This window comes from Hydrogenophaga sp. (genome assembly GCF_965657535.1).
In the GTDB taxonomy this organism is placed as follows: Bacteria; Pseudomonadota; Gammaproteobacteria; order Burkholderiales; family Burkholderiaceae_C; genus Hydrogenophaga.
Genome location: NZ_CBFHOP010000001.1, coordinates 255,018 through 279,624, shown reverse-complemented (window position 1 = coordinate 279,624; position 24,607 = coordinate 255,018). Strand labels below are relative to the sequence as shown.

General features: G+C 62.1%; 25 protein-coding genes. 12 read left to right on the top strand and 13 right to left on the bottom strand.

All coding sequences use genetic code 11. From position 1 onward, the window contains the following. The first annotated feature begins 33 nt into the window (after nt 1-33). The 4 genes from dnaA to ACTG4K_RS01430 all read left to right on the top strand — a co-directional run bounded on the left by dnaA (nt 34) and on the right by ACTG4K_RS01430 (nt 6,013). Nucleotides 34-1,440, top strand: a complete 1,407-nt coding sequence (gene dnaA / locus ACTG4K_RS01445; RefSeq protein WP_439112414.1) for a chromosomal replication initiator protein DnaA — start codon at nt 34-36, stop codon at nt 1,438-1,440. Between the two features lie 184 nt (nt 1,441-1,624). Continuing rightward, nucleotides 1,625-2,731 carry a DNA polymerase III subunit beta gene (gene dnaN, locus ACTG4K_RS01440; RefSeq protein WP_439112413.1) on the top strand — a complete coding sequence of 369 codons (1,107 nt, stop codon included), beginning with the start codon at nt 1,625-1,627 and terminating at the stop codon, nt 2,729-2,731. Nucleotides 2,732-2,903: 172 nt separating this feature from the next. Then, complete coding sequence (gyrB, locus tag ACTG4K_RS01435) at nt 2,904-5,531, top strand: DNA topoisomerase (ATP-hydrolyzing) subunit B (RefSeq protein WP_439112412.1); 2,628 nt, start codon at nt 2,904-2,906, stop codon at nt 5,529-5,531. 179 nt (nt 5,532-5,710) lie between these two features. Continuing rightward, nucleotides 5,711-6,013, top strand: a complete 303-nt coding sequence (locus ACTG4K_RS01430) for an RNA recognition motif domain-containing protein (protein WP_439112411.1) — start codon at nt 5,711-5,713, stop codon at nt 6,011-6,013. Nucleotides 6,014-6,079: 66 nt separating this feature from the next. Here ACTG4K_RS01430 and ACTG4K_RS01425 read toward each other — a convergent pair whose 3' ends face one another. Then, nucleotides 6,080-6,490 (bottom strand): CoA-binding protein, encoded by a 411-nt coding sequence (locus ACTG4K_RS01425; RefSeq protein ID WP_439112410.1) that lies wholly within the window; start codon nt 6,488-6,490, stop codon nt 6,080-6,082. Between the two features lie 18 nt (nt 6,491-6,508). On the opposite strand from ACTG4K_RS01425, the gene ACTG4K_RS01420 reads away from it, so the two are divergent. From ACTG4K_RS01420 to ACTG4K_RS01395, 6 genes are all read left to right on the top strand, one after another. Then, entirely contained in the window at nt 6,509-6,742 is a 234-nt protein-coding gene (locus ACTG4K_RS01420; RefSeq protein WP_439112409.1) for an ATP-binding protein, read from the top strand. Between the two features lie 115 nt (nt 6,743-6,857). Further along, nucleotides 6,858-7,523, top strand: coding sequence for a nitroreductase family protein (locus ACTG4K_RS01415; protein WP_439112408.1), 666 nt, complete (start codon nt 6,858-6,860; stop codon nt 7,521-7,523). A gap of 85 nt (nt 7,524-7,608) precedes the next feature. Next, nucleotides 7,609-7,962 (top strand): zinc ribbon domain-containing protein YjdM, encoded by a 354-nt coding sequence (locus ACTG4K_RS01410; protein ID WP_439112407.1) that lies wholly within the window; start codon nt 7,609-7,611, stop codon nt 7,960-7,962. 30 nt (nt 7,963-7,992) lie between these two features. Continuing rightward, entirely contained in the window at nt 7,993-8,622 is a 630-nt protein-coding gene (locus tag ACTG4K_RS01405) for a 3'-5' exonuclease (RefSeq protein WP_439112406.1), read from the top strand. Between the two features lie 49 nt (nt 8,623-8,671). After that, entirely contained in the window at nt 8,672-9,142 is a 471-nt protein-coding gene (locus ACTG4K_RS01400; RefSeq protein WP_439112405.1) for an NlpC/P60 family protein, read from the top strand. Nucleotides 9,143-9,218: 76 nt separating this feature from the next. Further along, nucleotides 9,219-10,331, top strand: coding sequence for a 3-deoxy-7-phosphoheptulonate synthase (locus ACTG4K_RS01395; RefSeq protein WP_439112404.1), 1,113 nt, complete (start codon nt 9,219-9,221; stop codon nt 10,329-10,331). Nucleotides 10,332-10,392: 61 nt separating this feature from the next. Here ACTG4K_RS01395 and infA read toward each other — a convergent pair whose 3' ends face one another. From infA to ACTG4K_RS01375, 4 genes are all read right to left on the bottom strand, one after another. Then, nucleotides 10,393-10,647: a translation initiation factor IF-1 gene (gene infA / locus ACTG4K_RS01390; RefSeq protein WP_304826126.1), complete on the bottom strand. Its 255-nt coding sequence runs from the start codon at nt 10,645-10,647 to the stop codon at nt 10,393-10,395. Nucleotides 10,648-10,660: 13 nt separating this feature from the next. Beyond that, a complete protein-coding gene (locus tag ACTG4K_RS01385) occupies nt 10,661-10,966 on the bottom strand; it encodes a hypothetical protein (protein ID WP_439112403.1) in 306 nt (101 codons plus the stop codon). 715 nt (nt 10,967-11,681) lie between these two features. After that, nucleotides 11,682-12,173, bottom strand: coding sequence for a hypothetical protein (locus tag ACTG4K_RS01380; protein ID WP_439112402.1), 492 nt, complete (start codon nt 12,171-12,173; stop codon nt 11,682-11,684). An 81-nt stretch (nt 12,174-12,254) separates the two neighbouring features. Beyond that, the gene (locus ACTG4K_RS01375; protein ID WP_439112401.1) at nt 12,255-13,958 is read right to left on the bottom strand and encodes an ABC1 kinase family protein; all 1,704 of its coding nucleotides are present in this window, start codon (nt 13,956-13,958) and stop codon (nt 12,255-12,257) included. A gap of 311 nt (nt 13,959-14,269) precedes the next feature. On the opposite strand from ACTG4K_RS01375, the gene ACTG4K_RS01370 reads away from it, so the two are divergent. Then, nucleotides 14,270-14,629 (top strand): RNA recognition motif domain-containing protein, encoded by a 360-nt coding sequence (locus ACTG4K_RS01370; RefSeq protein WP_439112400.1) that lies wholly within the window; start codon nt 14,270-14,272, stop codon nt 14,627-14,629. 217 nt (nt 14,630-14,846) lie between these two features. On the opposite strand, the gene minE is transcribed toward ACTG4K_RS01370, so the two are convergent. From minE to minC, 3 genes are read right to left on the bottom strand one after another with little or no spacing between them, the layout of a single operon-like run. Next, entirely contained in the window at nt 14,847-15,107 is a 261-nt protein-coding gene (gene minE / locus ACTG4K_RS01365; protein WP_439112399.1) for a cell division topological specificity factor MinE, read from the bottom strand. Between the two features lie 3 nt (nt 15,108-15,110). Beyond that, nucleotides 15,111-15,926 carry a septum site-determining protein MinD gene (minD, locus tag ACTG4K_RS01360; RefSeq protein ID WP_439112398.1) on the bottom strand — a complete coding sequence of 272 codons (816 nt, stop codon included), beginning with the start codon at nt 15,924-15,926 and terminating at the stop codon, nt 15,111-15,113. A 60-nt stretch (nt 15,927-15,986) separates the two neighbouring features. After that, nucleotides 15,987-16,748, bottom strand: a complete 762-nt coding sequence (minC, locus tag ACTG4K_RS01355) for a septum site-determining protein MinC (RefSeq protein WP_439112397.1) — start codon at nt 16,746-16,748, stop codon at nt 15,987-15,989. A gap of 241 nt (nt 16,749-16,989) precedes the next feature. Here minC and ACTG4K_RS01350 point away from each other — a divergent pair, with 241 nt between their 5' ends. Beyond that, nucleotides 16,990-17,967, top strand: coding sequence for a prenyltransferase (locus ACTG4K_RS01350; protein ID WP_439112396.1), 978 nt, complete (start codon nt 16,990-16,992; stop codon nt 17,965-17,967). A gap of 1,042 nt (nt 17,968-19,009) precedes the next feature. Here ACTG4K_RS01350 and ACTG4K_RS01345 read toward each other — a convergent pair. From ACTG4K_RS01345 to ACTG4K_RS01325, 5 genes are all read right to left on the bottom strand, one after another. Beyond that, nucleotides 19,010-21,688 (bottom strand): bifunctional acetate--CoA ligase family protein/GNAT family N-acetyltransferase, encoded by a 2,679-nt coding sequence (locus tag ACTG4K_RS01345; protein WP_439112395.1) that lies wholly within the window; start codon nt 21,686-21,688, stop codon nt 19,010-19,012. 130 nt (nt 21,689-21,818) lie between these two features. After that, nucleotides 21,819-22,745 carry a histone deacetylase family protein gene (locus tag ACTG4K_RS01340; RefSeq protein ID WP_439112394.1) on the bottom strand — a complete coding sequence of 309 codons (927 nt, stop codon included), beginning with the start codon at nt 22,743-22,745 and terminating at the stop codon, nt 21,819-21,821. A gap of 288 nt (nt 22,746-23,033) precedes the next feature. Further along, nucleotides 23,034-23,651, bottom strand: a complete 618-nt coding sequence (locus tag ACTG4K_RS01335; RefSeq protein ID WP_439112393.1) for a Spy/CpxP family protein refolding chaperone — start codon at nt 23,649-23,651, stop codon at nt 23,034-23,036. A gap of 174 nt (nt 23,652-23,825) precedes the next feature. Continuing rightward, entirely contained in the window at nt 23,826-24,278 is a 453-nt protein-coding gene (gene cueR, locus ACTG4K_RS01330) for a Cu(I)-responsive transcriptional regulator (protein ID WP_439112392.1), read from the bottom strand. Further along, nucleotides 24,275-24,472 (bottom strand): heavy-metal-associated domain-containing protein, encoded by a 198-nt coding sequence (locus ACTG4K_RS01325; RefSeq protein WP_439112391.1) that lies wholly within the window; start codon nt 24,470-24,472, stop codon nt 24,275-24,277. The genes cueR and ACTG4K_RS01325 overlap by 4 nt, the downstream gene beginning before the upstream one ends. Between the last annotated feature and the right edge of the window lie 135 nt (nt 24,473-24,607).

The following is a 24,607-nucleotide window of genomic DNA, read 5'->3' as shown; positions in this document are numbered from 1 at the left end:
GTCCACAATAACAGCGTAGCAGCCACCTCCAGCATGACCGAGGGCATCACCCCAGACTTTCCGCCCACTGACGCCCAGTCTTTATGGCTCACCTGCCTGGACCGCCTGTCCCAGGAAATCCCCGAACAGCAGTTCAACACCTGGATCCGACCCTTGTCGGCCACCGTCGCAGCCGACCGCAGCAAGGTCGTGGTGTCGGTCGCGAACCGGTTCAAACTCGACTGGATTCGCGCTCAATACGCTGCCCGCATCACGGTGCTGATGGAAGCCGTGAACGGTTCTCCAGTCAACCTGGAGTTGGTGCTCGCTGCGCGCGAAGGCCCCAGCCGCACGTCACCCGCACCACGCACGGTACAAGAACAGGTGCTGGCCGAACTGCCCGACCTGGCGCCCGTGGAGGCGGTCAGCCCCAGTGCACCCAAGACCCGGCTGAACCCGGCGCTCACGTTTTCGACGCTGGTGGAAGGCTCGGCCAACCGCATGGCCCGCGCCGCTGCCATGCACGTGGCCGGCAGCCTCGGCCAGCTGTACAACCCGCTGTTCATTTACGGTGGCGTGGGCCTGGGCAAAACCCACCTGGTGCACGCTATTGGCAACCATCTGTTGGCCGATCGTCCACAGGCCAAGGTGTTGTACATCCACGCCGAGCAATTTGTCTCGGACGTGGTGAAGGCCTACCAGCGCAAAACGTTTGACGAATTCAAAGAGCGTTACCACTCGCTCGACCTGCTGCTGATCGACGATGTGCAGTTTTTCGCCAACAAAGAGCGCACGCAAGAAGAGTTCTTCAACGCCTTTGAGGCCCTGCTGGCGCGCAAATCACACATTGTGCTGACCAGCGACACCTATCCCAAGGGCCTGGCCGACATCCACGAGCGGCTGGTTTCGCGCTTCGATTCAGGCTTAACGGTGGCCATAGAGCCGCCCGAACTGGAGATGCGGGTGGCGATTCTGATCAACAAAGCGGCGGTGGAGCACGCGGTGATGCCCGAAGAAGTGGCGTTCTTCGTGGCGAAAAACGTGCGCTCCAACGTGCGCGAGCTGGAAGGTGCGCTGCGCAAAATCCTGGCGTATTCGCGTTTCAACCAGAAGGAAATTTCCATTCAATTGGCGCGCGATGCATTGAAAGACCTGCTGTCGATTCAAAACCGGCAAATTTCGGTGGAAAACATTCAGAAAACCGTAGCCGACTATTACAAGATCAAGGTTGCGGACATGTACAGCAAGAAGCGCCCGGCCAGCATTGCCCGTCCGCGCCAGATTGCCATGTTTCTGGCCAAAGAACTGACCCAGAAAAGTCTGCCCGAAATTGGCGAGCTGTTTGGCGGGCGCGACCACACCACGGTGTTGCACGCGGTGCGCAAAATTGGCGCCGAGCGCCAGCAAAACACCGAGCTCAACCAGCAACTGCACGTGCTGGAACAGACCCTCAAAGGATGAGCGGCGTGACACGGTGCACACCCTTGGGCGGGCTCGGCGACACGTTGGCCGTTCCGCTTGGGCCCATTTCAGGTTCGGCGCTGCAAAAAGGCGAAAATAGCGCAAGTTTGGCCTGTGCCTAGGCCCATGCGAGCGGGGCAACAGAACCCGGCCATCGAGTTAACCAGAGACGAAAGAGTCAGACATGATCGTTTTGAAATCGACCCAGGACAAGGTTTTGGCTGCACTGCAGTCGGTGGCTGGCATCGTCGAGCGCCGCCACACCTTGCCCATTCTGGCCAACGTGCTGCTGCGCAAAACCGGCTCGGCGGTGCAGCTGACCACCAGCGATCTGGAAATTCAGATCCGTACCACCGCCGAACTCAGTGGCGACGAAGGCAGCTTTGCCACGACCTTGGGCGCACGCAAGCTGATCGACATTTTGCGCACCATGCCGGGCGACCAGTCGGTCAGCCTGGAGTCGAGCGCCGGCAAACTCATTCTGAAAGGCGGCAAAAGCCGCTTCACGCTGCAGAGTATGCCGCCTGAAGACTTTCCACTGGTGCAAGAGTCGGCCAGCTTCGGCCCGGCGTTCAGCGTGCCGCAGAAAACGCTGAAAAGCCTGCTCGGCCAGGTGTCGTTTGCCATGGCGGTGCACGACATTCGTTACTACTTGAACGGTATCTTGTTTGTCGCAGAAGGCCAACAGCTGAGCCTGGTGGCCACCGACGGGCACCGCCTGGCTTTTGCCAGCGCCACGCTGGACGTGGAAGTGCCCAAGCAAGAAGTGATCTTGCCGCGCAAGACGGTGCTGGAACTGCAGCGCCTGTTGAGCGACAAAGAAGGCGCCATTGAAATGCAGTTTGCGGCCAACCAGGCCAAGTTCAGCTTTGATGGCATGGAATTCGTCACCAAGCTGGTAGAAGGCAAGTTCCCCGACTACAACCGTGTGATTCCGCGCAACCACAAGAACATCATCACCCTGGGCCGCGTACCGCTGCTGGCTTCGCTGCAGCGCACCGCCATCATGACGAGCGAAAAGTTCAAGGGCGTGCGCCTGAACATTGAGCCGGGCGTACTGCGTGTGGCGTCGAGCAACGCCGAGCAAGAAGAAGCGGTGGACGAACTCGACATTGATTACGGTGGCGACACCATCGAGATCGGTTTCAATGTGACCTACCTGATCGACGCGTTGCAAAACATGTCTCAGGAAATGGTTCGCATCGAACTGTCCGATGGCAACAGCTCCGCGCTGTTGACCAACCCCGATGACAACGCCTTCAAATACGTTGTCATGCCGATGCGGATATGACGACGCCCCCCCCCCGCGCAGCCTTCGGCGTCACCCCCCACTGGGAGGCGCCAGTAGCGGCCCGGCAAAGCCGGTTCCGCGATGGCCTTGACGAAGACACGCGCACCGGTACCTTTTGCTCAACCCGCTACTTTGCGGGTTTGGCGTTTCTAGAAGTCAGAGAAATTTCACCATGTCCGAAGCCAACAAGCCCGCCGAACCCGGAACAGATGCCGTCAACACTGGCGAGGTCAGCACGGAAAGCTCCAACTTTCAGCCCACCATCAACGCCCACCAGGCTGGCGCGAGCGAAGGGTATGGCGAGGGCGCCATCCAAATCCTGGAAGGCCTGGAAGCGGTGCGCAAGCGCCCGGGCATGTACATCGGCGACACGTCGGATGGCACCGGCCTGCACCATCTTGTATTTGAAGTCGTGGACAACTCGATCGACGAAGCGCTGGCCGGCCACTGCGACGACATCATGGTCACCATCCACACCGACAACTCGATTTCGGTGGTGGACAACGGCCGCGGCATTCCGACCGGCGTGAAGATGGACGACAAGCACGAGCCCAAGCGCAGTGCCGCCGAGATTGCGCTGACCGAACTGCACGCCGGTGGCAAATTCAACCAGAACAGCTACAAGGTCTCGGGCGGCCTGCACGGCGTGGGCGTGAGTTGCGTGAACGCGCTGAGCCAGTGGCTGCGCCTGACGGTGCGCCGCGAAGGCAAGATGCACCAGATCGATTTTGCCCGCGGCTTCGTGCAAAACCGCATCGTGGAAACGCAAAACGGCGTTGAGATTTCACCCATGAAGGTGACCGGTGACACCGAAAAACGCGGCACCGAGGTGCACTTTCTGCCCGACTACGACATCTTCAAAGAGAACGCCGACTTCCACTACGAAATTTTGTCCAAGCGCCTGCGCGAGCTGAGCTTTTTGAACAACGGCGTGCGCATTCGCCTGAAAGACGAACGCAGCGGCAAGGAAGACGACTTTTCAGGCGCTGGTGGCGTGCAGGGCTTTGTGGGCTTCATCAACAAAGGCAAGACGGTGTTGCACCCCAACATCTTCCACGCCACCGGCGACCGCGCCAGCGACCAAGGCACCAACATTGGCGTGGAAGTGGCCATGCAGTGGAACAGCGGCTACAACGAGCAGGTGCTGTGCTTCACCAACAACATCCCGCAACGCGACGGCGGTACCCACCTGACCGGCCTGCGCGCGGGCATGACGCGCGTCATCAACAAATACATTGAAGAACACGAGTTCGCCAAAAAGGCCAAGGTTGAAGTGACCGGCGACGACATGCGCGAAGGCCTGTGCTGCGTGTTGAGCGTGAAGGTGCCCGAGCCCAAGTTCTCCAGCCAGACCAAAGACAAGCTGGTGAGCAGCGAAGTGCGCGGCCCAGTGGAAGACATTGTTTCGCGCCTGCTGGCCGACTACCTGCAAGAGCGCCCGAACGACGCCAAGATCATCTGCGGCAAGATTGTGGAAGCCGCCCGCGCCCGCGAAGCCGCCCGCAAGGCGCGCGAGATGACGCGCCGCAAAGGCGTGCTCGACGGCATGGGCCTGCCCGGCAAACTGGCCGACTGCCAGGAAAAAGACCCCGCCCTGTGCGAGATCTACATCGTCGAGGGCGACTCCGCCGGTGGCTCCGCCAAACAAGGCCGCGACCGCAAGTTCCAAGCCATCTTGCCGCTGCGCGGCAAAATTCTGAACGTGGAAAAAGCGCGTTATGAGAAGCTGCTGACCAGCAACGAAATCTTGACGCTCATCACCGCGCTGGGCACCGGCATCGGCAAGGCCGGCGGTGAAGGCGCCAGCAGCGACGGCAAAGACGACTTCAACGTCGCCAAGCTGCGCTACCACCGCATCATCATCATGACCGACGCCGACGTGGACGGCGCCCACATCCGCACGCTGCTGCTGACCTTCTTCTACCGGCAAATGCCCGAGCTGGTGGAGCGCGGCCACATCTACATTGCGCAGCCGCCGCTGTACAAAGTGAAGGCCGGCAAAGAAGAGCTGTACCTGAAAGACGCGCCCGCGCTGGACGGCTTTTTGCTGCGTATCGCGCTGAAAGACGCCAAAGTGTTCACCGGTGGCGCCACCGCCGCCACGCTGGAAGGTGACACCCTGGGCGAACTGGCGCGCAAGCACCAGGTGGCCGAGCACGTGATTGCCCGCCTGTCCAACTTCATGGACGCCGAAGCCCTTCGGTCCATTGCCGACGGCGTGTCGCTCAACCTGGACAACATGGAGCAGGCCGAAGCCAGCGCCGTGGCGCTGCAGGCCAAGCTGCGCGAACTCACCACCACCGGCGTGCCCGCCGAGGTGGCAGCCGAGTTTGACGCCCGCGCCGACAAGCCCATTTTGCGCATCAGCCGCCGCCACCACGGCAACGTGAAAAGCAGCGTGCTCACGCAAGACTTTGTGCACGGCGCCGACTACGCCGCCCTCGCCACGGCCGCTGAAACCTTCCGCGGCCTGCTGGGCGACGGTGCCAAAGTGATGCGCGGTGAAGGCGACAAGCAAAAAGAAGAAAAAGTGGCCGACTTCCGCATCGCCATGCGCTGGCTCATCGCAGAAGCCGAGCGCACCACCAGCCGCCAGCGCTACAAAGGCCTGGGCGAAATGAACCCCGCACAGCTCTGGGAAACCACCATGGACCCGACCGTGCGCCGCCTGCTGCGCGTGCAGATCGACGACGCCATCGAAGCCGACCGCGTGTTCACCATGCTGATGGGCGACGAAGTGGAACCCCGCCGGGATTTCATTGAGACCAATGCGCTGCGGGCGGGGAATATCGATATTTGATGCTGCTGTGTGGCGCTGATTCGCACGGACCGGTATTCCGCTCGCAGCGCCCCTGTCTGTGTTGTGCTCTGCCCCTGGCAGGCGCAACACTTGTTCTTGCGGTGTCCCCTGGGCGCCGCTTTCTCTTGCGCCGCCGGGCTTTGCCTGGTCCAGGCGCCATCTCTCTGAAAGGCTCTTCCATGAGCACCAAGCTTTACGTGGGCAATTTGCCCTATGACGCCGACGACAAGGCACTGCGCCACAATTTTTCCGAGTACGGCGACGTGTCTTCGGCCAAGGTCATGATGGACCGCGACACGGGCCGTTCCAAGGGATTCGGCTTTGTGGAAATGGGCACCAGCGAGCAGGCTGATGCGGCGATTGAGGGCCTGAACGGCCTGTCGGTGGGTGGTCGCTCGATTGTGGTGAACATTTCGCGCCCGAAAGAGGCCAGTGCCGGTGGCTTTGGCGGTGGCAACCGCGGCGGGCGCGGCGGCTACTGAGCGCGTTTGGCGCCACCATGAAACCGGCCTGAGGGCCGGTTTTTTTTCGCCCACACCGGGTGGCGCTCAGCGGCCCAGAAGCTGGGCGTGGGCCACTTTCAGGCAGCAGTCCCAGACCGTTTGAAGCCCGGCTGCGGAGGCAATGCGCTCGGCTTCCTGGCTCTTGAGGCCGAGCTGTTGCCAAAAGCTTTTGGCACCGATGGCGACTGCGCTGCGGGCGATGTCGGGTATGTCTTCTTCGCGGCGGAACACGTTGACCATGTCCACGGGGAAGGGTATGTCTTCCAGGCGTGCGTAAGCGGTCTCGCCCAATAGGGCGGGGTAGCGGGGGTTGACCGGCACGATGCGGTAGCCGTGCTGCTGCATGTAGCGGGCCACGCCATGGCTGGGTCGGTACGGATCAGCCGACAGGCCCACCACGGCGATGGTGCGATCCCGCTCAAGGATTTGGCGCAGGGTGGTGGTGTCTGGTTGCATGGCCTACACAATACGGCCATGGGGACAGAACGCAAGGCCCTGCCGGCCATTGACACGACGCGATGCACGGGCTGCGGCTGGTGTGTGGCGGTGTGCCCGCCGCATGTGATCTCGCTGGGTGTGCAACAGTGGAGAAAGCGAGCGCTGGTGCACGACGAACCGGGCTGCACGGGCTGCGCCCATTGTGCGGTGAGGTGCCCTTTTGATGCGATTGCCATGGTGCGCTTAACCGAAACCGGCGCAACGCGCTGAAGCCATGGCGGGCGGGCCAGGCTCTATTGGCTAGGCCACCAGCGGACTGCGCCGCGTTCGGCGATGATGACGGTCTTGCCTGCACGGTGCGGGCACCATTTCAACGGAATACACCATGAGCGATCTGTCGCAACCCACCCATGCCCCTGTCTTGCTGGACAAGCTGCAATGGCGCTACGCCGCCAAGAAGCTCGACGCTACCAAGGTGGTGCCGCAAGACAAGGTGGACCGGATCCTGGAGGCCGCACGCCTGGCACCCACGTCGAGCGGGCTGCAGCCTTTTGAAATCATCGTGGTGACCAACCCGGCTGTGCGCGAACAGATCAAACCCATCGCCTGGAACCAGGCCCAGATCACCGACGGCTCGCACCTGCTGGTGTTTGCCGCATGGGACAACTACACGGTCGAGCGCATCAACCACATGTTTGACCTGACGAACGAGCAGCGTGGTGGCACCAACGAGGGCTGGGAAAACTACCGCCAGATGCTGCTGAACAGCTACCCGCAGCGCGACGCGGAAGTGAACTTTCAGCACGCGGCCCGCCAGGCCTACATTGGCCTGGGCGCAGCGCTGATTGCGGCGGCCTTTGAAGCCGTGGACAGCACGCCGATGGAAGGTTTTGACCCCTCGAAACTGGACGGCATATTGAAGCTGCGCGAGCGTGGCCTGCGCAGCGTGGCGATTGTGCCGCTGGGCTACCGGGCCGAAGCGGGCGACTGGCTGGTGAACCTGAAAAAGGTGCGCCGCCCACGCGAGCAGTTTGTAACCGAGGTGCGCTGAGCAGCGCCATCCGAATGGCCGCAGGACCGCTGTGGGGCCGGTCCACTACCATCGGTAGCTTATTTACCTTTGGCTCCTACTGCCCATGCCCCACACAGCCCCCGCCTGCCCGCAATGCGGCCTTGAAAACACCTACGCCGACGGCGACAACTTCGTCTGCCCCGACTGCACCCACGAATGGCCCAAGGCGGAGGCTGGTGCAACCGCTGAAGACGCGGGCAGCACGGCCGTGAAAGACGCCCACGGCAACCCCCTAGCCGACGGTGACGCAGTGATCCTGATCAAAGACTTGAAGGTCAAGGGCTCGTCCAGCGTGCTCAAGAAGGGCAGCAAGATCAAGGGCATTCGCCTGGTGGACGGCAACGATGGCCACAACGTGGACTGCAAGACCGAGCTGGGTAGCATGCTGCTGAAATCAGAATTTTTGAAAAAAGCATAAACGCCTGTAAACAGCCTGAACACGCCCCGCATGTCCCGCATCGCCGTCATCGACTTCGAAACCACCGGCATCTCGCCTGGCCAGGGCGACCGCGCTACCGAGGTGGCGATTGTGATGACCGAAAACGGCCAGGTGGTAGACCGCTTTCAGAGCCTGATGAACGCGGGCGTGCACATTCCGGCGTTCATCACCCAGCTCACCGGCATCACCAACGCCATGGTGCAGGCCGCACCACCGGCTTCAGCCGTGATGGCCGAGGCCGCTCGCTTCGTGGGCAATGTACCCATGGTGGCGCACAACGCCTCGTTTGACCGCCGCTACTGGGTGGCCGAACTCGCGCGCGCTGGTGTGCCAGCGCCACAGCCCTTCGCCTGCACGGTGCTGCTTTCGCGGCGGCTCTACCCCGAGGCACCCAGCCACAAGCTGGGCAACCTGGTGGATTTTTTCCACTTGCACCGCACCGGAAAGGCCCACCGGGCGCTGGCCGACGCAGAAATGGCGGCCGAACTGCTGGGGCGCATTCAGTACGACCTGCGCACGCGCCACGCCGTGGCTGAGCCGGACCACAGCTTCCTCTGCGCGCTACAAGCCTGCACCCGTGCGGCACTGCCCAAGTTTTTGGCGCGCTTATCGGCCTCACCCACGGCCCTGCTACGCTGAAAACCGCCTGGGTAGAAAAGGGCGCAGCGATCCGTTACCCTCGACACCTATGCGCCGGTTCATCACAAGCCTTGCCCTTTTTTTAACCCTGCTGGTGGCGGGCTGCAGCAGCACACCGCCTGCGCCCGGGCCGGCACACCGCTCACTGGGCAACGAGCCGTCGAGCGACATCACCATCCATGCGCTGGGGCTGGTGGGCACGCCTTACCGCTATGGCGGCAACACGCCAGAAAGTGGTTTTGATTGCAGCGGCCTGATCGGCTACGTGTACAAAAGCCGCGCCGGTGTGGCGCCACCGCGCACGGTGGCCCAGTTGGCAGGCTTTGGCCAACCCGTGAATGCGCGCGAGCGGCGCACTGGCGACCTGGTGATTTTTGGTGCCGGCCGGCCGTTCCACGCCGGCATCTACGTGGGCGACGGCCGCTTTGTGCACGCGCCGTCCACCGGCGGCACGGTGCGCATGGACCGCCTGGACAACCGCTACTGGGCCAGCCAGCCCACCGCATTTCGCCGCCCCTGATCCACCGCGCCTCCACACCCGCCTTGCGCGAGCCCGCGTCAGCAGCCCGCCCCGGGGCACGCGACAATAGCGGGTTATGACCCACGCCCAACGCACCTCCACCCCGCTGTCTACCCAGGACACCACCCGTATTGACGACCTGCGCATTGGCGCGGTGCGCCCACTCATCACGCCCGCGCTGCTGCAGGAATGGCTGCCCACACCGCCCGAAGCGCTGGCGCTGGTGGAGCGCAGCCGCAGTGCGTTTTCGCGCGTGCTGCACGGGCAAGACGACCGCTTGATCGTGGTGGTGGGACCTTGTTCGATTCACGACCACGCGCAGGCCATGGACTACGCGCGGCGCCTCAAAGCACAGGCCGACGCACTGGCCGGCGACCTGCTGGTGGTCATGCGGGTGTATTTTGAAAAACCCCGCACCACCGTGGGCTGGAAGGGCTACATCAACGACCCGCACCTCGACGGCACCTTCGCCATCAACGAAGGCCTGGAGCTGGCTCGCCAACTGCTGCTGGACGTGCTGGCGGTGGGTCTACCGGTGGGTACCGAATTTCTGGACTTGTTGAGCCCGCAATTCATCAGCGACCTGGTGAGCTGGGGCGCCATCGGCGCACGCACCACCGAAAGCCAGAGCCACCGCCAGCTCGCCAGCGGCCTGAGCTGCCCTGTAGGCTTCAAGAACGGCACCGACGGCGGCGTGAAAGTGGCCACCGACGCCATACAGGCCGCCCAGGCCGCACACGCCTTCATGGGAATGACCAAGATGGGCCAGGCGGCCATTTTTGAAACCCGTGGCAACCAGGACTGCCACGTGATTTTGCGCGGCGGCAAAGCGCCCAACTACAGCGCGGCCGACGTGGACGCAGCTTGCCAACTGCTCAAAGCTGCGGGCCTGCGCGAACAGGTGATGGTGGACGTGTCGCACGCCAACAGCAGCAAGCAGCACCGCAAACAAATAGACGTGGCCGCCGACGTGGCGCAGCAAATTGCCGCGGGCGATGCGCGCATCACCGGCCTGATGATCGAGAGCCATCTGAACGAGGGACGGCAAGAGATCGTGCCCGGCGAAACGCTGCAACCGGGCGTCAGCGTCACAGACGCTTGCATCAGCTTCGAGCAAACCGTGCCGGTGCTCGAAGGGCTGGCGGCCGCCGTGCGGGCGCGCCGAGAGCGCTTCAAGTCAGGTCACTGACCGGAGGCACCAGCCTTAGCAGCGCTTACGCAGGCGCTGCCAAGGTCGTTTCAAGGCCGGATCAGCGAGGCTTGCGCGGCACCATCGGGCCACGGCCTTCGATGTGGCGGAAATTGATACGACCCTTGCTCAGGTCGTAAGGCGACAGCTCCAGCGACACGCGGTCACCGGCCAGGATGCGGATGTGGTTCTTGCGCATCTTGCCTGCCGAATACGCAATCAGCTGGTGTCCGTTGTCCAGCGTCACGCGAAAACGCGTGTCGGGCAACACCTCGTTGACGATACCCATCATGTCGATCAGATCTTCTTTGGCCATGTGTGGCTCCTTTTCAAATACAGATTTGGGGTGACGGCACCTGCGCCGCAAGGATCGGGCGCGCGTGGGTGCGCAGCGTGTCATTCACCCAGTCAATGCCTTGTTCAACAGCGTATTTTGCCGCAGCATCGTGGGTCAAGAAATCATCAACAAAGCGCATCACTCGGGCAGTGGAGGCGCTGCCGCGTCCACTGGCGATAGACACCTGTGCGGCAAAGCGTCCGCAAGGCAACGGACGTGGGCAAGCCGCAATGCGGTACTTGCCCAAAGTGAGAGGAGGAAGACTCTTCGTTGTCGTAATAGTGGTCGTATGAATCATCAAAAACATCAGTGGGCAGAGGCCCGCAGCAACAGCCGCAAAACCTGAAATCGCCCGAAAAACAAAGTGGCAGCCCCAAGCGCCGGGGTGCCCAACTGAATCACCCGGAACCAGCGCAGTGTTGGGTGACACCAGGCCAGATCCGGCGCACGAGCCACGGCAGGGGCATCGGCAACAGGAGGGAAAACATTTGCCACGGCGCCGACCCAAGACGGGTGCGGGGCTGGCGTGGCTCACCAAGGTGGGACTGGACCAGCAACCCCTCTGCCTGGGGTGGTGCGCTCAAGTTGTGTACAACGTGCGCGCGGCTGATCGCCCAAGGCGAACCAGTTAATGTAGCACGGGGATGAAAAATGTGCACACGACAGAAGCGACCGAGCTTTGGGGCTCTCGAACAGACCTGCCTCATCTGTCACACCAAATTGAGACAAATTGAGGAAAACAGGAGGCGGCCGTGAATGCACCCAGCGTGTTTTGCCGTGCACAGATCAGCAGCGCAGGGCAAATTGCTGGTCTCGCGCCTGCTTGCGTAGCTCACGAAGCCGGTCTTGGAAACCGGCTGATTGTGGTTGCCGTGCGGTTGAATCCAGATGCCTGATCCTCTCCTCCAACTCTTTGCACGCGTGCTTGTTGGCTGGTACCACTACCCGAGTGGCCAATGGGCGCTGATCCGGCGCAGAGGAAGCCGCATCGCGGCGGTTGCCTTCTGCCATTGCTACTTGCTGATCAAACGGTAGGCTGCCAGGCACATTGACCATGCGATCAACCAACGCTTTGTGCTGGTTGCAATGCGAACGAGCCAAAAAGTGCCTCCGTTATAGGCTTTGCAGTGAAAAAGCGTGGTCGTCCCGACCGATAGCTTTGCGGATTGCCGAGGCTCCTCAAGGGCGGTGGAGCGCGCCACGTGGGTGCTGCCAGGGCAGTTGGTATCTGAATACAGCTTCTGGCCATTGATGATGCACTTCACCCACTGACGTGCAGGGCCCTGCACGAAAGATGTATCAGCCACCACAGGGGGCCGAATATCCAACGGCGGAGGGCCAACTTGTTGAATGGGCTGCGGTATGGCTTTGCGCTCAAGCAGCCATTCGTAACCCTTGAAAAAGACAAACCCGCTCAACGCAAGGATCAAAACGATGGTCAGGGCAGATGGAGCGGTTGATGTGGGAGGCGTAAATGGTGGATCGCGCCGGACCGGCTCGTACATGTAGTCCCTATCCTGCAAGCCGATTGCTTCTTTCCCCAATATTTGTAAAACACGTCAAAAGCCATCCCATCTCACCACACATCAGTCCCCCTCCCCCACGTCGCGCCCCTTGCTGCTGCGCCAGATGGCGCGCACCAGCCACAGGCCGCCCACGAAAGCGCTGGCGAAACCGATGAAGCCGAAGGCGGGCAGGCCAAAGAGGGTGGGGCCGCCCTGGACGGTCATGACGATGGATGAACCGATGATGAGAGCGGCGATGACGAGCGCCATGGTCAGGCGGTTGGCAGCGCGATCGATCTGGTCGCCCACGCGTTTGAGGTGGGCCAATTCAATACTCACGTGCACCCGGCCGCGCCGGGCGTTGCGCAGCAGACGCGAGACATCGTGTGGCAGTTGCTCGGCCACGGCCAGGGTGCGGCGAAGGGTTTGCCAGGCGCGGTTCGCCACCACCTTGGGCTGGTAGCGGGCGCGCACCACTTGGCGCAGCAGCGGAAGGGCTTCGGTGGTCATGTGAAATTCGGGATCGAGCCCACGACCCATGCCTTCGAGGGTGATAAAGGCTTTGATCAGCAACGCCATGTCAGACGGCAGACCGAGGTGGTGTTCGCGCAAGATGGTGGTCACGTCGGCCAGCATCTGGCCCAGGTTGAGCTGGGCCAAGGGGGTGCCGTGGTACTGGTCCACAAAGGCTTCGATTTCGGTTTCGAGCATGGCCAGGTTGACACCGTGTTCATCACCGGTCCAGTCCAGCAGCACGTCTGCCACGGTCTGGGCGTTGCGCTCGACCAGACCGAGCAGCAAGCTGAGCAGCTCTTCGCGGCGGCGCTGCGAAAGGCGGCCCACCATGCCGAAGTCGATAAAAGCGATGCGGTTGCCTTCGAGATAGAACACATTGCCAGGGTGTGGATCGGCGTGAAAAAAACCGTCCTGCACGATCATTTTCAGCACCGCCTGACTGCCACGCTGGGCCAGCAGGTTGCGGTCGAAACCATTGACATCAAGCCCATCCAGGTCGTTGCCGGCCACGCCGCCTACAAAGTCTTGCACGTTGACGCGCTCGGTGGTGTGTTGCCAATGGACTTTGGGTACCACGATCCAGGGCAGGGGGGCGAGATTGGCGGCAATGCGTTCGGCGTTGCGGCATTCGCTGGCCAGGTCCAGCTCGCGCTTGAGGGAGCGGGCCAGTTCGCGCACCAGTTGCTGCGGCCGGTAGGGCTTGAGGTTGGGCATCTCGGCTTCGACCACGGCTGCAATACGGCCCACCAAGCGCAGGTCGGCTTCAATGGTGTCGGTGATGCCGGGGCGGCGGATTTTGACGACCACTTCGGTACCGTCTTTGAGTTGGGCGCGGTGCACCTGTGCAATGGAAGCAGCGGCCAGGGGCTCAGGATCAAAGCGGGCAAACACGTCTTCGGGTTCGCCGCCCAGGTCTTCGCGCAGCTGGGGGCGCAAGGTGTCCAGCGGCACAGCGGGCACATGGCTGTGAAGCTTCTCAAATTCGGCAATGAATTCAGGACCAAACAGGTCGGCACGGCCAGCCAGGATCTGGCCGAGCTTCACAAAGGTCGGACCGAGTTCTTCAATGGCCAAGCGCACCTGCACCGGCGGTTCGAGCCGGGCGAGGTCGGCGGCATGCTCCCATTTCAGGGCGTGGCCGGCGCTTTCCAGCCGATCGGCCAGGCCCAGGCGGCGCACGCTGTCGCCAAAACCGTGGCGAATCAGCACACCCAAAATTTGGTTGAGCCGCCCCATGTCTCGGGCTGCGCCCAGCGTTTCGATCAGCATGGCCGGATGATAGACGGCCGGCCAGACATGTGCGCGGCTAGACGTGTGCCACCGAATAACCCGATAGAAAACGCGCCTGGACTGGCGTTCTTGCGCATCGGTGTGCGTCTCTTTTCATCAGGCCAGCAACGGTATGGCGCAAGATTTTCATCAGGCCGCGTTTAAAGGCGCATAATCCACACGTTCGGGCGGTTTGACTGCCCGTGCAAGTTAGGTGATCGGTCAGTTTCGCGCGCTACGGCGGTACTTTTTTGGTTTGTTGTGCTTTCGGGACCCCATCGCTTTGTTTTATGTATTTCTGAGGAGTCCCCATGGGCAATAAACTTTATGTCGGCAACCTGCCGTACACCGTCCGCGACGAAGACCTGCAACAGTCGTTCAGCGAATTCGGCTCTGTCAACAGCGCCAAAGTCATGATGGAGCGCGACACCGGCCGCTCCAAAGGCTTCGGTTTCGTCGAAATGGGCAATGACGCTGAAGCACAAGCTGCTATCAACGGCATGAATGGCCAGTCGCTCGGCGGCCGCAGCATCACCGTGAACGAGGCCCGTCCAATGGAGGCACGTCCTCCTCGCACCGGTGGCTACGGTGGTGACCGTTCCGGCGGCGGCGGCTATGGCGGCGATCGCTCCGGCGGTGGCGGCTACGGCGGCGGTCGCGGCGGCTACTAAGCCCTGCAACCCCAGCCAACGGCAGCGATGCCGTGGCACCCCAGCAGATTCAACCTTGCGTTGAGTTCAGCAAAAAAAGGCTTCAAAACTTTGGTTTTGAAGCCTTTTTGCTTTGGCTAAAGAAGATCCGCACACCAGGTTCACACCGTGCGGTCTGCCATGCACGCAGGGCCCGTTGTGGCTCCGGCCTGCGCGCACCCCGCGCCCCGCGATGCACTTATTTGCGGTCAGGCAGCTCGATCTTGACTTCGAGCACTTCCAGATTGTCCTGGCGCTCCAGCATGACCTTGATGTCGTCTGGATTGATTTTGATGTATTTGCTGATCACGGCCACCAGCTCGCGCTGGAGCGCGGGCAAATAGTCAGGCTCGGCGGCGTTGCGACCGCTGCGCTCGTGCGCCAGGATGATCTGCAGCCGCTCTTTGGCGACGCTGGCGGTTTTCTTTTTCTCGCCGAGCAGGAAGGACAGGAACGACATGCCTTATTTCCTCCCGAATACGCGCTTGAAAAAGCCCGCCTTTTCGGCTTCGATAAAGCGCAGCGGCTTTTCAGCGCCGAGAAACCGGTCAATCACGTCGCTGTAGGCTTCGGCCACGTCGGTGCCTTTGAGGTGAATGGCAGGCGTGCCCTGGTTGGATGCGGTCAGCACGTTTTCGCTCTCGGGAATGACGCCTATGAGCTTGATGCGCAAAATGTCCTGGATGTCTTCGAGCGAGAGCATCTGGCCATCGGCCACACGGGTAGGGTTGTAGCGCGTGATCAGCAGGTGTTCCTTGATGGGGTCTTTTCCGTCGATGGCGCGCTGCGTCTTGCTGCCCAGCATGCCCAAAATGCGGTCGGAATCGCGCACGCTGGAGACTTCGGGGTTGGTGACGATGAGCGCTTCATCGGCGTAGTGCATGGCCATGAGCGCACCGGTTTCAATGCCGGCGGGCGAGTCGCACACGATGTACTCAAACCCCATGGCCGACAGGTCGGTCAGCACCTTGTGCACGCCCTCCTGGCTCAGGGCGTCTTTGTCGCGCGTTTGGCTGGCGGCCAGCACAAAGAGGTTATCGCACTGTTTGTCTTTGATGAGCGCCTGGTTCAGGTTGGCTTCACCCTGGATGACGTTGATCAGGTCGTACACCACGCGGCGTTCGCAGCCCATGATCAGGTCGAGGTTGCGCAGGCCGACGTCGAAGTCGATGACGGCGGTCTTGTGCCCGCGCAGCGCGAGGCCGGTGGCGAAACTGGCGCTGGTGGTGGTTTTGCCCACCCCGCCTTTGCCGGAGGTAACGACAACGATTTTGGTCATGGTGCGGGTTCTTTCAAAAGCAGAAGGGAGCAGGGTACAACGGGCGGGTGGCCTGGGGCGTTACACCGATAAAGGGTCGATCACGAGCTTGTCACCGTCGGGGCCCGGCACCAGACGCACCTGGGCAGCTTTGCCCAGCACGGTGTTGGGCAGGGCCACTTCGCTGGTGCGGTAGATGCCAGCAATGGAGATCAGTTCGGGCGCCATGCTCAGGGCAAATATGCGCGCATCGGCGTTGCCGCGAGCGCCTGCGATGGCCTTGCCCCGCAGGGGGGCGTAGACATGGATGTGCCCGTCGGCAATGACTTCCGCACCGGGGTTGACCATGGCCATCACCACCAGGTCGCGCCCGCGGGCATACACCTGCTGGCCCGAACGCAGGGGCTTGTCGATGACGAGGGCACCAGCGGCTGGCGGGGGTATGGTGGCGGGTTCGGCGACTGGAGCAGCGCTCGCGCCTGGTGGAGGTGCGGCGCGCTGCACAGCAGCGTCAGGCGCCGGGGTGAGGCCAGCAGCGAGGGCCTGGGCCATTTGCGCTTCGTTGCCGCCGCGCACGGCCAGCGGGGTCAGCCGGTATTGGCGCAGCAGGTGCAACAGCGCTGCAAAGTCCAAGCTGGCGTCGGGTTCGGCCACTTGCAGCGGAAAGAGGTCAATGACCAGCGCATCGTGGTCAAAGAAGTCGGGCATGTCACCAAACCGCTGGGCAAATTCGGTGCTCAGGCGGGCCAGGTCGGCAGATTTGAGCAACAAGGCCACCAGAGGCAGGTTGGCACTCTTGATCTCGAAGGTGGCAGGCGCGTTGGCAGCGAGGGCAACGGACATGGGTGGGGCAACAGACTCAAAAACCGGGGATTCCAGAGGAAAAGCAACGGACTCGAATCACCGTTCAGGACCGCCGCCAGGCGCTGGCATCTTAACAGCCGGGTTCCCTGCGGCCATAGAACGCATGTAGCCAAGTGTTTGCGCCCAGGGCGAGTTCAGGCCATCAACCAGACGACAGCGGGTGGTTTGGCTTGCGATTGGACAAGGTACCGCGGGCGATGTCGCCACATACTGAATGGCTATGAAACCGATCCCCAAAACCCCTGCAGAGCATCGGCCCCACAACCTGCAGCCACCACCAGGCGCGCAGCAGGTACGGGTGTGGCTGCGCATGACACGACCAGCGTTTTTGATGCTCACGGTGGTCGCCTGTGTGCTGGGCACGGCCACTGCAGCGGCATGTGGCTGTGGGCTCGACCTGCCGTTGGCGCTGAGCGCCACCGCTTTGGCGGTGCTGGCGCACGCAGCGGGCAATGTGCTGAACGACCTGCACGATGCACGCAATGGCGCTGACGCGGCCAACCAGCAAGGCATTTTTCCGTTCACCGGCGGTTCGAGGCTGATACAGACCGGAGTGGTAACGGAGCGGCAAACCGCCGAACTGGCGACCGCGCTGCTGGTGTTTTTGGTCCCGGCCGGTCTGTTGTTGGCGGTCAAGGCCGGCGCCGGCGTGCTGCTGCTGGGTGTGGCGGGCTTGGTGCTGGCATGGGCCTACTCGGCGCCACCGCTGAGGTTGATGTCGCGTGGGCTTGGCGAGTTGACGGTGGCACTGGTGTGGTTTCTGGTGGTGGTGGGTGCCGACTATGTGCAGCGCCGCCACTTTTTCCCCATACCCGCCTGGGTGGCGCTGGGTTTTGCGATGCTGGTGGCGGCGCTGCTGCTGATCAATGGCTTTCCAGACGCTGAAGCCGACGCGCGGGTGGGCAAGCGCACCTTGGTGGTGTGGCTCGGTCCTGTGAAGGCCGGCGCGCTGTACGCGGTGCTGGTGCTGGGCGCACACCTGTGGCTGGTGGCCGGGGTTTGGTTGTTGGTGCCGCCAAGCCAGGCGCTGTGGGGGCTGGTGTCTTTGCCTTTTTCCCTGGCAGCAGCGGGCTGGCTGGCACAGCACGTGCACCAGCCCGAGCGGCTGAAGCCAGCACTGGTGCTCAGCGTGGCAGCGGTGCTGCTGCACGGGCTGGGTCTCGCCGCCGGTTTTGTCCAACTGGCGTGGGTGCACTGAAAGGTAGGCCGTGCGCATGGCCACCGGGCCAGCCAGGTGACATCCCTTGTTTCACCACAACCCTGTGGGTAACTTTTTAATAACCATCGGGTTATCCACAGAAGAACGGCGGCGGCGGCAATTGTCCCCTTTTGTGTCGCCAAGCAACAGGGCCGTGTGCACAGGCTTTTGCAGGGCTTAAGTCCTTGTCAGACTTGAAGAAAACCAGCTTGTCCACACCAAACCGCCCCCTCTACTACTGCTACTAATTTGTATTAAAGCTATAGAGAGATAAGAAGCGGGAACCGAAAACCCTGTTTCTCGGCCGTTTCAGCGTACCGGCCATCGCCTGGTGTGGAAAAGTCGATCTTTTTCCGTGCGGGCCGTGCACCAGCCACCCACCCTGCGGTAATCCAGTTCGGTTTTTCGGACGTGTTCCTAGGTCAAAACAGCCCAGGTACGACCACAGAGCTGCTTGTGAGGCCTGAAAGTCGCTAACAAGGGGGTGTTGGGGCAGCAGACCGCTCAGACGCTCCTGGCGCTTCAAGTGTGGTCCGCAGAACCCTGCACGGGCTGCCTCAACCGGTGAGCCACGTCGTGCTCGTTAAAACCTGGCAGCGCTGAACGAAAAGCTTGGGCGTTTGAGCCACTTCAAGTGGCTCAAAAAAGCACTGGTGCCAAAAACGCATCAAACCCGAGCGGTCAAATGGGGGAAAAGCCGCCGGACCCAAGGTTTTTACCGGGTCAAGCAGGCTTTGACCCGACTTTTCACCACAACCCTGTGGGTAACTTTTTAATAACCATCGGGTTATCCACAGAAGAACGGCGGCGGTGCCAGTTGTCCCCTTTTGTGTCGCCAAGCAACAGGGCCGTGTGCACAGGCTTTTGCAGGGCTTAAGTCCTTGTCAAACTTGAAGAAAACCAGCTTGTCCACACCAAATAGTCCCCTCTACTACTGCTACTAATTTGTATTAAAGCTATAGAGAGATAAGAAGCGGGAACCCGAAGACGAAAAAAAACCGCCTGTCTAGGCGGTTTGGAGCGGGGAATGTGAGCTGCTGGCTTACAGGGCGTGGGTGACGAGTTTGAAGTCGGGGTCTTCGGCGAAAGTTTTCACGGCGAAGCCAAGGCTTTTCATGAGTTTGAGCATGCTGGGGTTGTTAGCGAGCACGAGGCCTTCGATGTCGGTCAAACCCTTGTCGCGCGCTTCTTCCATGATGCTGAGCATGAGCCGGGAACCCAGGCCTTTGCCGTTGAAATCGTCGGCCACCACCAGCGAGAACTCGCAACTGGATTTGTCCGGGTTGGTGATGTAGCGCGACACGCCTACGATGCGCTCGGTTTCCAACGGCTCGCCGTTGGCGCCGGCCTGGCGTGTGCGGTGGATGGCCACCAGGGCCATTTCGCGGTCGTAGTCGATCAGCGTCAGCCGCGACAGCATGGACGGTGGCAGTTCTTTGAGCGAGGACACAAAGCGGAAATACCGGCTTTCAGGCGACAGGTGTTGCACCAGGTCTTGCAGCATCTGGGCGTCGTCGGGGTGGATGGGGCGGATGGTGTACTCACCACCACCGCGCAACGGCCACACCTGCTCGTAACGGGCCGGGTAGGGCAGGATGGCCAGGTGCGCGTAGTTGCGGGCCGTGGCGGGTGCGTTGTCGATGACGATGCGCGCGTCCACCGCCACCGCGCCAGAGGCGTCCACGATGATCGGGTTGATGTCCATTTCGCGCAGCTGCGGCAGTTCGCACACCATTTCGGACACGCGCAGCAGCACGTGTTCCAGCGCGTCCATGTCCACCGCACTGGCGCCGCGCCATTCGCCCAGGGTTTCGGCCACGCGAGAGCGGTCAATGAGTCGGCGGGCCAGAAACTGGTTGAGCGGTGGCAGCTCCATGGCGCGGTCGTTGATGAGCTCGATCATGGTGCCACCCGCGCCGAAGGCAATGACCGGGCCGAACGGGTCGTCGGTGACGAGGCCGATGTAGAGTTCGCGGCCGCGTTTGTTGCGCGCCATTTTCTGGATGGTGACGCCGTTGATGCGGGCACTGGGCATCGCTTTAACCACCGCCTGGATCATGGTGTTGTACACATCGCGCACGCCCACGGCGTTCATCACGTTGAGTGCCACGCCGTTCACATCGCTTTTGTGGCTGATGTCGGGCGAGTCAATCTTGAGTGCCACCGGGTAACCCAGCTGGGTGGCGATCATCATGGCTTCGTTCGCGCTGCGCGCCAGAATGGTTTGCGTGACCGGGATGTGAAAGGCCGAGAGCAGCGCCTTGGACTCCATTTCGGTCAGCACCTTGCGCCGTTCGGTGAGCACGTTCTCGATCAGCAGGCGCGCGCCTTCAATGTCGGGCTTGGCCAGGGTGGACAGCGGTGGCGGCGTTTGTTGCAGCAGTTGCTGGTTTTCGTAAAAGCTGGCGATGTTGCCAAAGGCGCCCACGGCGGCCTCGGGTGTGCGAAAGCTGGGAATGGCCGCCGCCGCCAGCACGTCGCGGGCTTCGATCACCGAGGCGTCTCCCATCCAGCAGCACAACAGGGGCTTGCTCATCTGGCTTTTCAGGCTGGCCATGGCGCGCGCCACGTCGGCGGCGTTGGTGCCGGCCTTGGGTGAGTGCACCACCAACACGCCGTCGATACTGCGGTCGTGCCCGGCAGCGTCAATGGCCGCCTGGTAGTGCGCCGGTGTGGCCTCTTCAGACAGATCAATCAGGTCGCACAGCGAAGCCAGGGCGGGCAACTGGGGTTGCAGGCTTTTCACGGTGTCGGGCGCCAGGCGACCGAGTTCCAGGTGAATTTCGCTCACCCAGTCGGCCGCCAGCACACCGGGACCGCCGCCGTTGGTGACGATGGCCAGGCGCTTGCCCACTGGGCGGTAGCGCGAGGCCAGGCATTTGGCGGCTGAAAACAGCTCAACGAACGAGCGCACGCGCACCGCACCGGCGCGGCGCAGGGCGGCGTCGAACACGTCGTCGCTGCCCACAATGGTGCCGCTGTGGGTTTGTGCAGCCAGGTTGCCGGCTTTTTTGCGCCCGGCCTTGAGCACCACCACCGGCTTGGCGTTGGCGGCTGCACGCAGCGCGCTCATGAAGCGCCGGGCGTTGGAAATGCCTTCCATGTAGACCACGATGCTGTGGGTTTGTGCATCAGTCGCCAGGTAGTCGAGCACCTGGGCAATGTCCACCGAGGTGTTGGGGCCGAGGGAGACGACGGTGGAGAAGCCCACGGCGTTGAGGCTGGCCCAGTCGAGTATGGAGGCGGTAAGCGCCCCTGACTGGGAAACGAGGGCCAGGGGGCCGGGTGTGGTCAGCGCCCCCGCCACACTGGCGTTGAGGCCACTGCCGGGGCGTTGAAAGCCCATGCTGTTGGGGCCCAGCAGGTGCATGCCGTGGCGGCGCGCCACGCGGTGCATGTCCAGCGCCAGGTCGGCTGGTATGCCGCTGCCGATCACCAGGGCGGCGCGGCACTTGATGCGCCCCGCCACTTCCAATGCTTCAACCGCCTCGGCTGGCGGCAGCACGATGATGGCCAGGTCGGCCCGGGTCTGCGCCAGGTCGGCCAGGGTGCCGGTGGTGTGGATGTCCAGAAACACCAGCGTGCCGCTGAAGCGTTGTCGGGTTATGGCGGCCACCAGGGCTTGCGCCTGGGGTGTCTGCAGCTCGGCGTTGTCGGCATGGCCAACAAAGACCGCTATGGTTTCAGGCTCGAAGACGGGGGTGAGGTAGTGTTTGTCCATGGGGGACTCAGGTTGCTGCAAAAAAGAATGCGAAGTTGCATGGATGGGTGGTGGAAAAACCTCGACCCAAATCCACGCAACCGGCAGCTACAAGGCAAGCACGTCCCGTGAAGTGTGGCGATTGGGCAGGTCAGTCTGCACCGATCAGCACACGCACATGGGCTGCCACACTGCGCGCCAGCGGGCTGAGCACGTAGCCACCTTCCAGACAAGAAATGATGCGCCCTTGGCTGTGTTTGTGGGCGATTTTCATGAGTTCTTGGGTGACCCAGGCGTAATCGGCTTCCACCAGGCCCAGGTTGCCCATGTCGTCTTCGCGGTGCGCGTCAAAGCCAGCCGATATGTAGATCAATTCCGGGGCAAATGCGTCGAGCGCGGGTATCCAGTGCGCGGTCACAGCTTCGCGAAAAGCGTCGCTGCCCGAGCGGCTGGGCAGACCGACGTTGACCATGTTGTCGCCGGTGGCGGTTTCACCGTTGAACGGGTAGAGGCCTTTTTCAAATATGGAGCACATGAGCACGCGCTCGTCGCCACGAAAGATGTCTTCGCTGCCGTTGCCGTGGTGCACGTCAAAGTCGATCAGGGCCACGCGCTGCACGCCGTGTGCGTTGAGCGCGTGGCGTATGCCCACGGCCACGTTGTTGAAAAAACAGAAACCCATGGCGGCCGAGCGTTCGGCGTGGTGGCCGGGTGGGCGCACGCAGCAAAAGGCGGTGGGTGCGTCGCCGGCCAGCACCAGGTCGGTGGCTTGCACGGCGGCCCCGGCAGCGCGCAGGGCGGCGGTGAGGGTGTGGGGACACATGTTGGTGTCGGGGTCGACCGCGTGCAGGCCCTCGGTGGGCGATGCGTTGAAGATTTCACTCACGTAGAGCGACGCATGTGCGCGCGCCAGTTGCTCTTCGGTGGCCAGCGGTGCGTCGTAAGGGATCATGTAGTCGAGCAGGCCCTTGACCAGCAGGTGGTCGTTGATTGCGCCCAGGCGGTCGGGGCATTCGGGGTGGTGCGGGCCCATGTCGTGGCGCGCGCAGTCGGCGTGGGTGATATAGGCGGACAGCATGGTTCTGGGGTCTCCTCGGGCAGAAATGAACGGTCGGGCCACTGCGTGCCCGTACACAAACCCCAATCTAGACCCGAAAGCTGACGGCTGCCTTGATGCATCGCAACATGCCATGACGGTCGCGCGCACCCCATGGGCCAAGCGGCGCTAGCACCCCTGTTGATGCGCTCAAACCCCATGGCCGGGCCGCTTGTTGGCAGGCTGCTGTGCAAGCCTTCACCAAGTCAAACAGCCCCGGGTAAGCGGGGCTGTTTGAAGGCGTTGAACGGGCACTGGCGTCCCGGGGCCTCAGCTTTGTTTGGGCATGCCGGCTTCACAGCCCATGCCACCCATGCCTTTGTGGTCACCGTGCATGCCGTGTTGGCCACCCTTGCCACCCATGCGGTGTTCACCCTTCATGCCGGCGCGCTGCATGCCGCCGTGGGACTGGGTGTCAAACACCTTTTGCTGCTCGGGTGTGAGTGCAGCGTAAAAGCTTTTGGTGGCATCGATGCGCTTGGCCATCTTTGCGTCGCGTTCGGCTTTCAGGGCTTGCATCTTGTCCAGGCGCTCGGGCGTGGTGAGCTTGGACCAGTCTTCTCGCGCACCGGCCTGCATGGCGCGGGGCTCATGCGCGGTGCGGGCTACAAAGGCGTTCCACGCAGGTTCCTGTTCGGTGGTGATCTTCAACTCGGCCTTCAGCTTGGCTTGGCGTTCGGCATGGTTTTGCTGCATCCGTTCCATGCGCTGGGCATGGCGTTGGCTCATGCCAGGCGTGCCCGCTTCGCTGGTGGCTTGGGCCATGTGCTGTGCGTGTGTGCCGTGCTGCATGCCACCCATGCCTTGTGCAATGGCGGTGGCCGAAATGCCCACAAAGGCGGTGGCGAGTGCAGCGGCGATCAAGCCTTTTTTGGAAATCAGTTTCATGGTGTTCACTCCTGGGTCGTTGGTTGAGAGACGTTCCGGAAACCGCATCAGGTGTGTGCTTCTGGAATGGCTTCAGTGTGCGAGCCCCGTGTATCGGCTCGGTGACCTATTGAGTCGCTTCTGTAAAGATTTGTTCCGTTTCTGCGAGCCGGCCCTGCGCGCCTTTGCGCCAGATCAAGGATGGCCCAGGTCGTCCAGGATGGGGCAACCCGGGCGTCCGTCGCCGGGGCACAGGTGCAGCAGACCGTCCAGGCTGCGCTGCATGGCCTGCAGGGCTTCAATGCGCTGGCTCAGTTCATCGCGGTGCTTTTGGGCAATGCGCTTCACGCTGGCGCTGCTGCGCCGGCGGTTGTGCCACAGGCTCACCAGCTCGGCGATGGCGTCCAAGCCAAAGCCCATGTCGCGCGAACGGCGGATGAAGCGCAGCGTGTGCACGTCGGCCAGGCTGTACTGGCGGTAGTTGCTTTCGGTGCGGTTGACTGCGCCCAGCAGGCCGAGCGATTCGTAGTGGCGCAGCATCTTGGGCGAAATGCCGCTGAGCCGGGCCGCCGTGCCAATGTTGACTGGCCACGCGCTGACCGCGTCGAGCGCCGGATCGGCTTCGCTGACTTGGCTGCAGACTTTCATGCAGCGACCGTGTAGCCTTCTTCGCGAATGGCTTCGGCCACCGTTTCGCGGAGCTGTTCGGTGTTCACCTCGACCCGGTTCTGGCTGCGGTCAATGCGGACTTCGGCCTGTGGGTCGAGCAGTTTGATGGCGGTAATGACCGCTTTTTCACAATGGCCGCAAGTCATGCCTTGCACGGAAAAAATTTGGTTCATGGTGGGTTCCTTTGGATATACGTTGACGATGTGCCCATGCTCGGGCTTGACACGATGTCAAGGTCAAGCCGCGCAAAGAAAGAACGATACACCTTGTCGCTTGACCTTCCCACGGGGGTAAAGCTTATGCTGCGC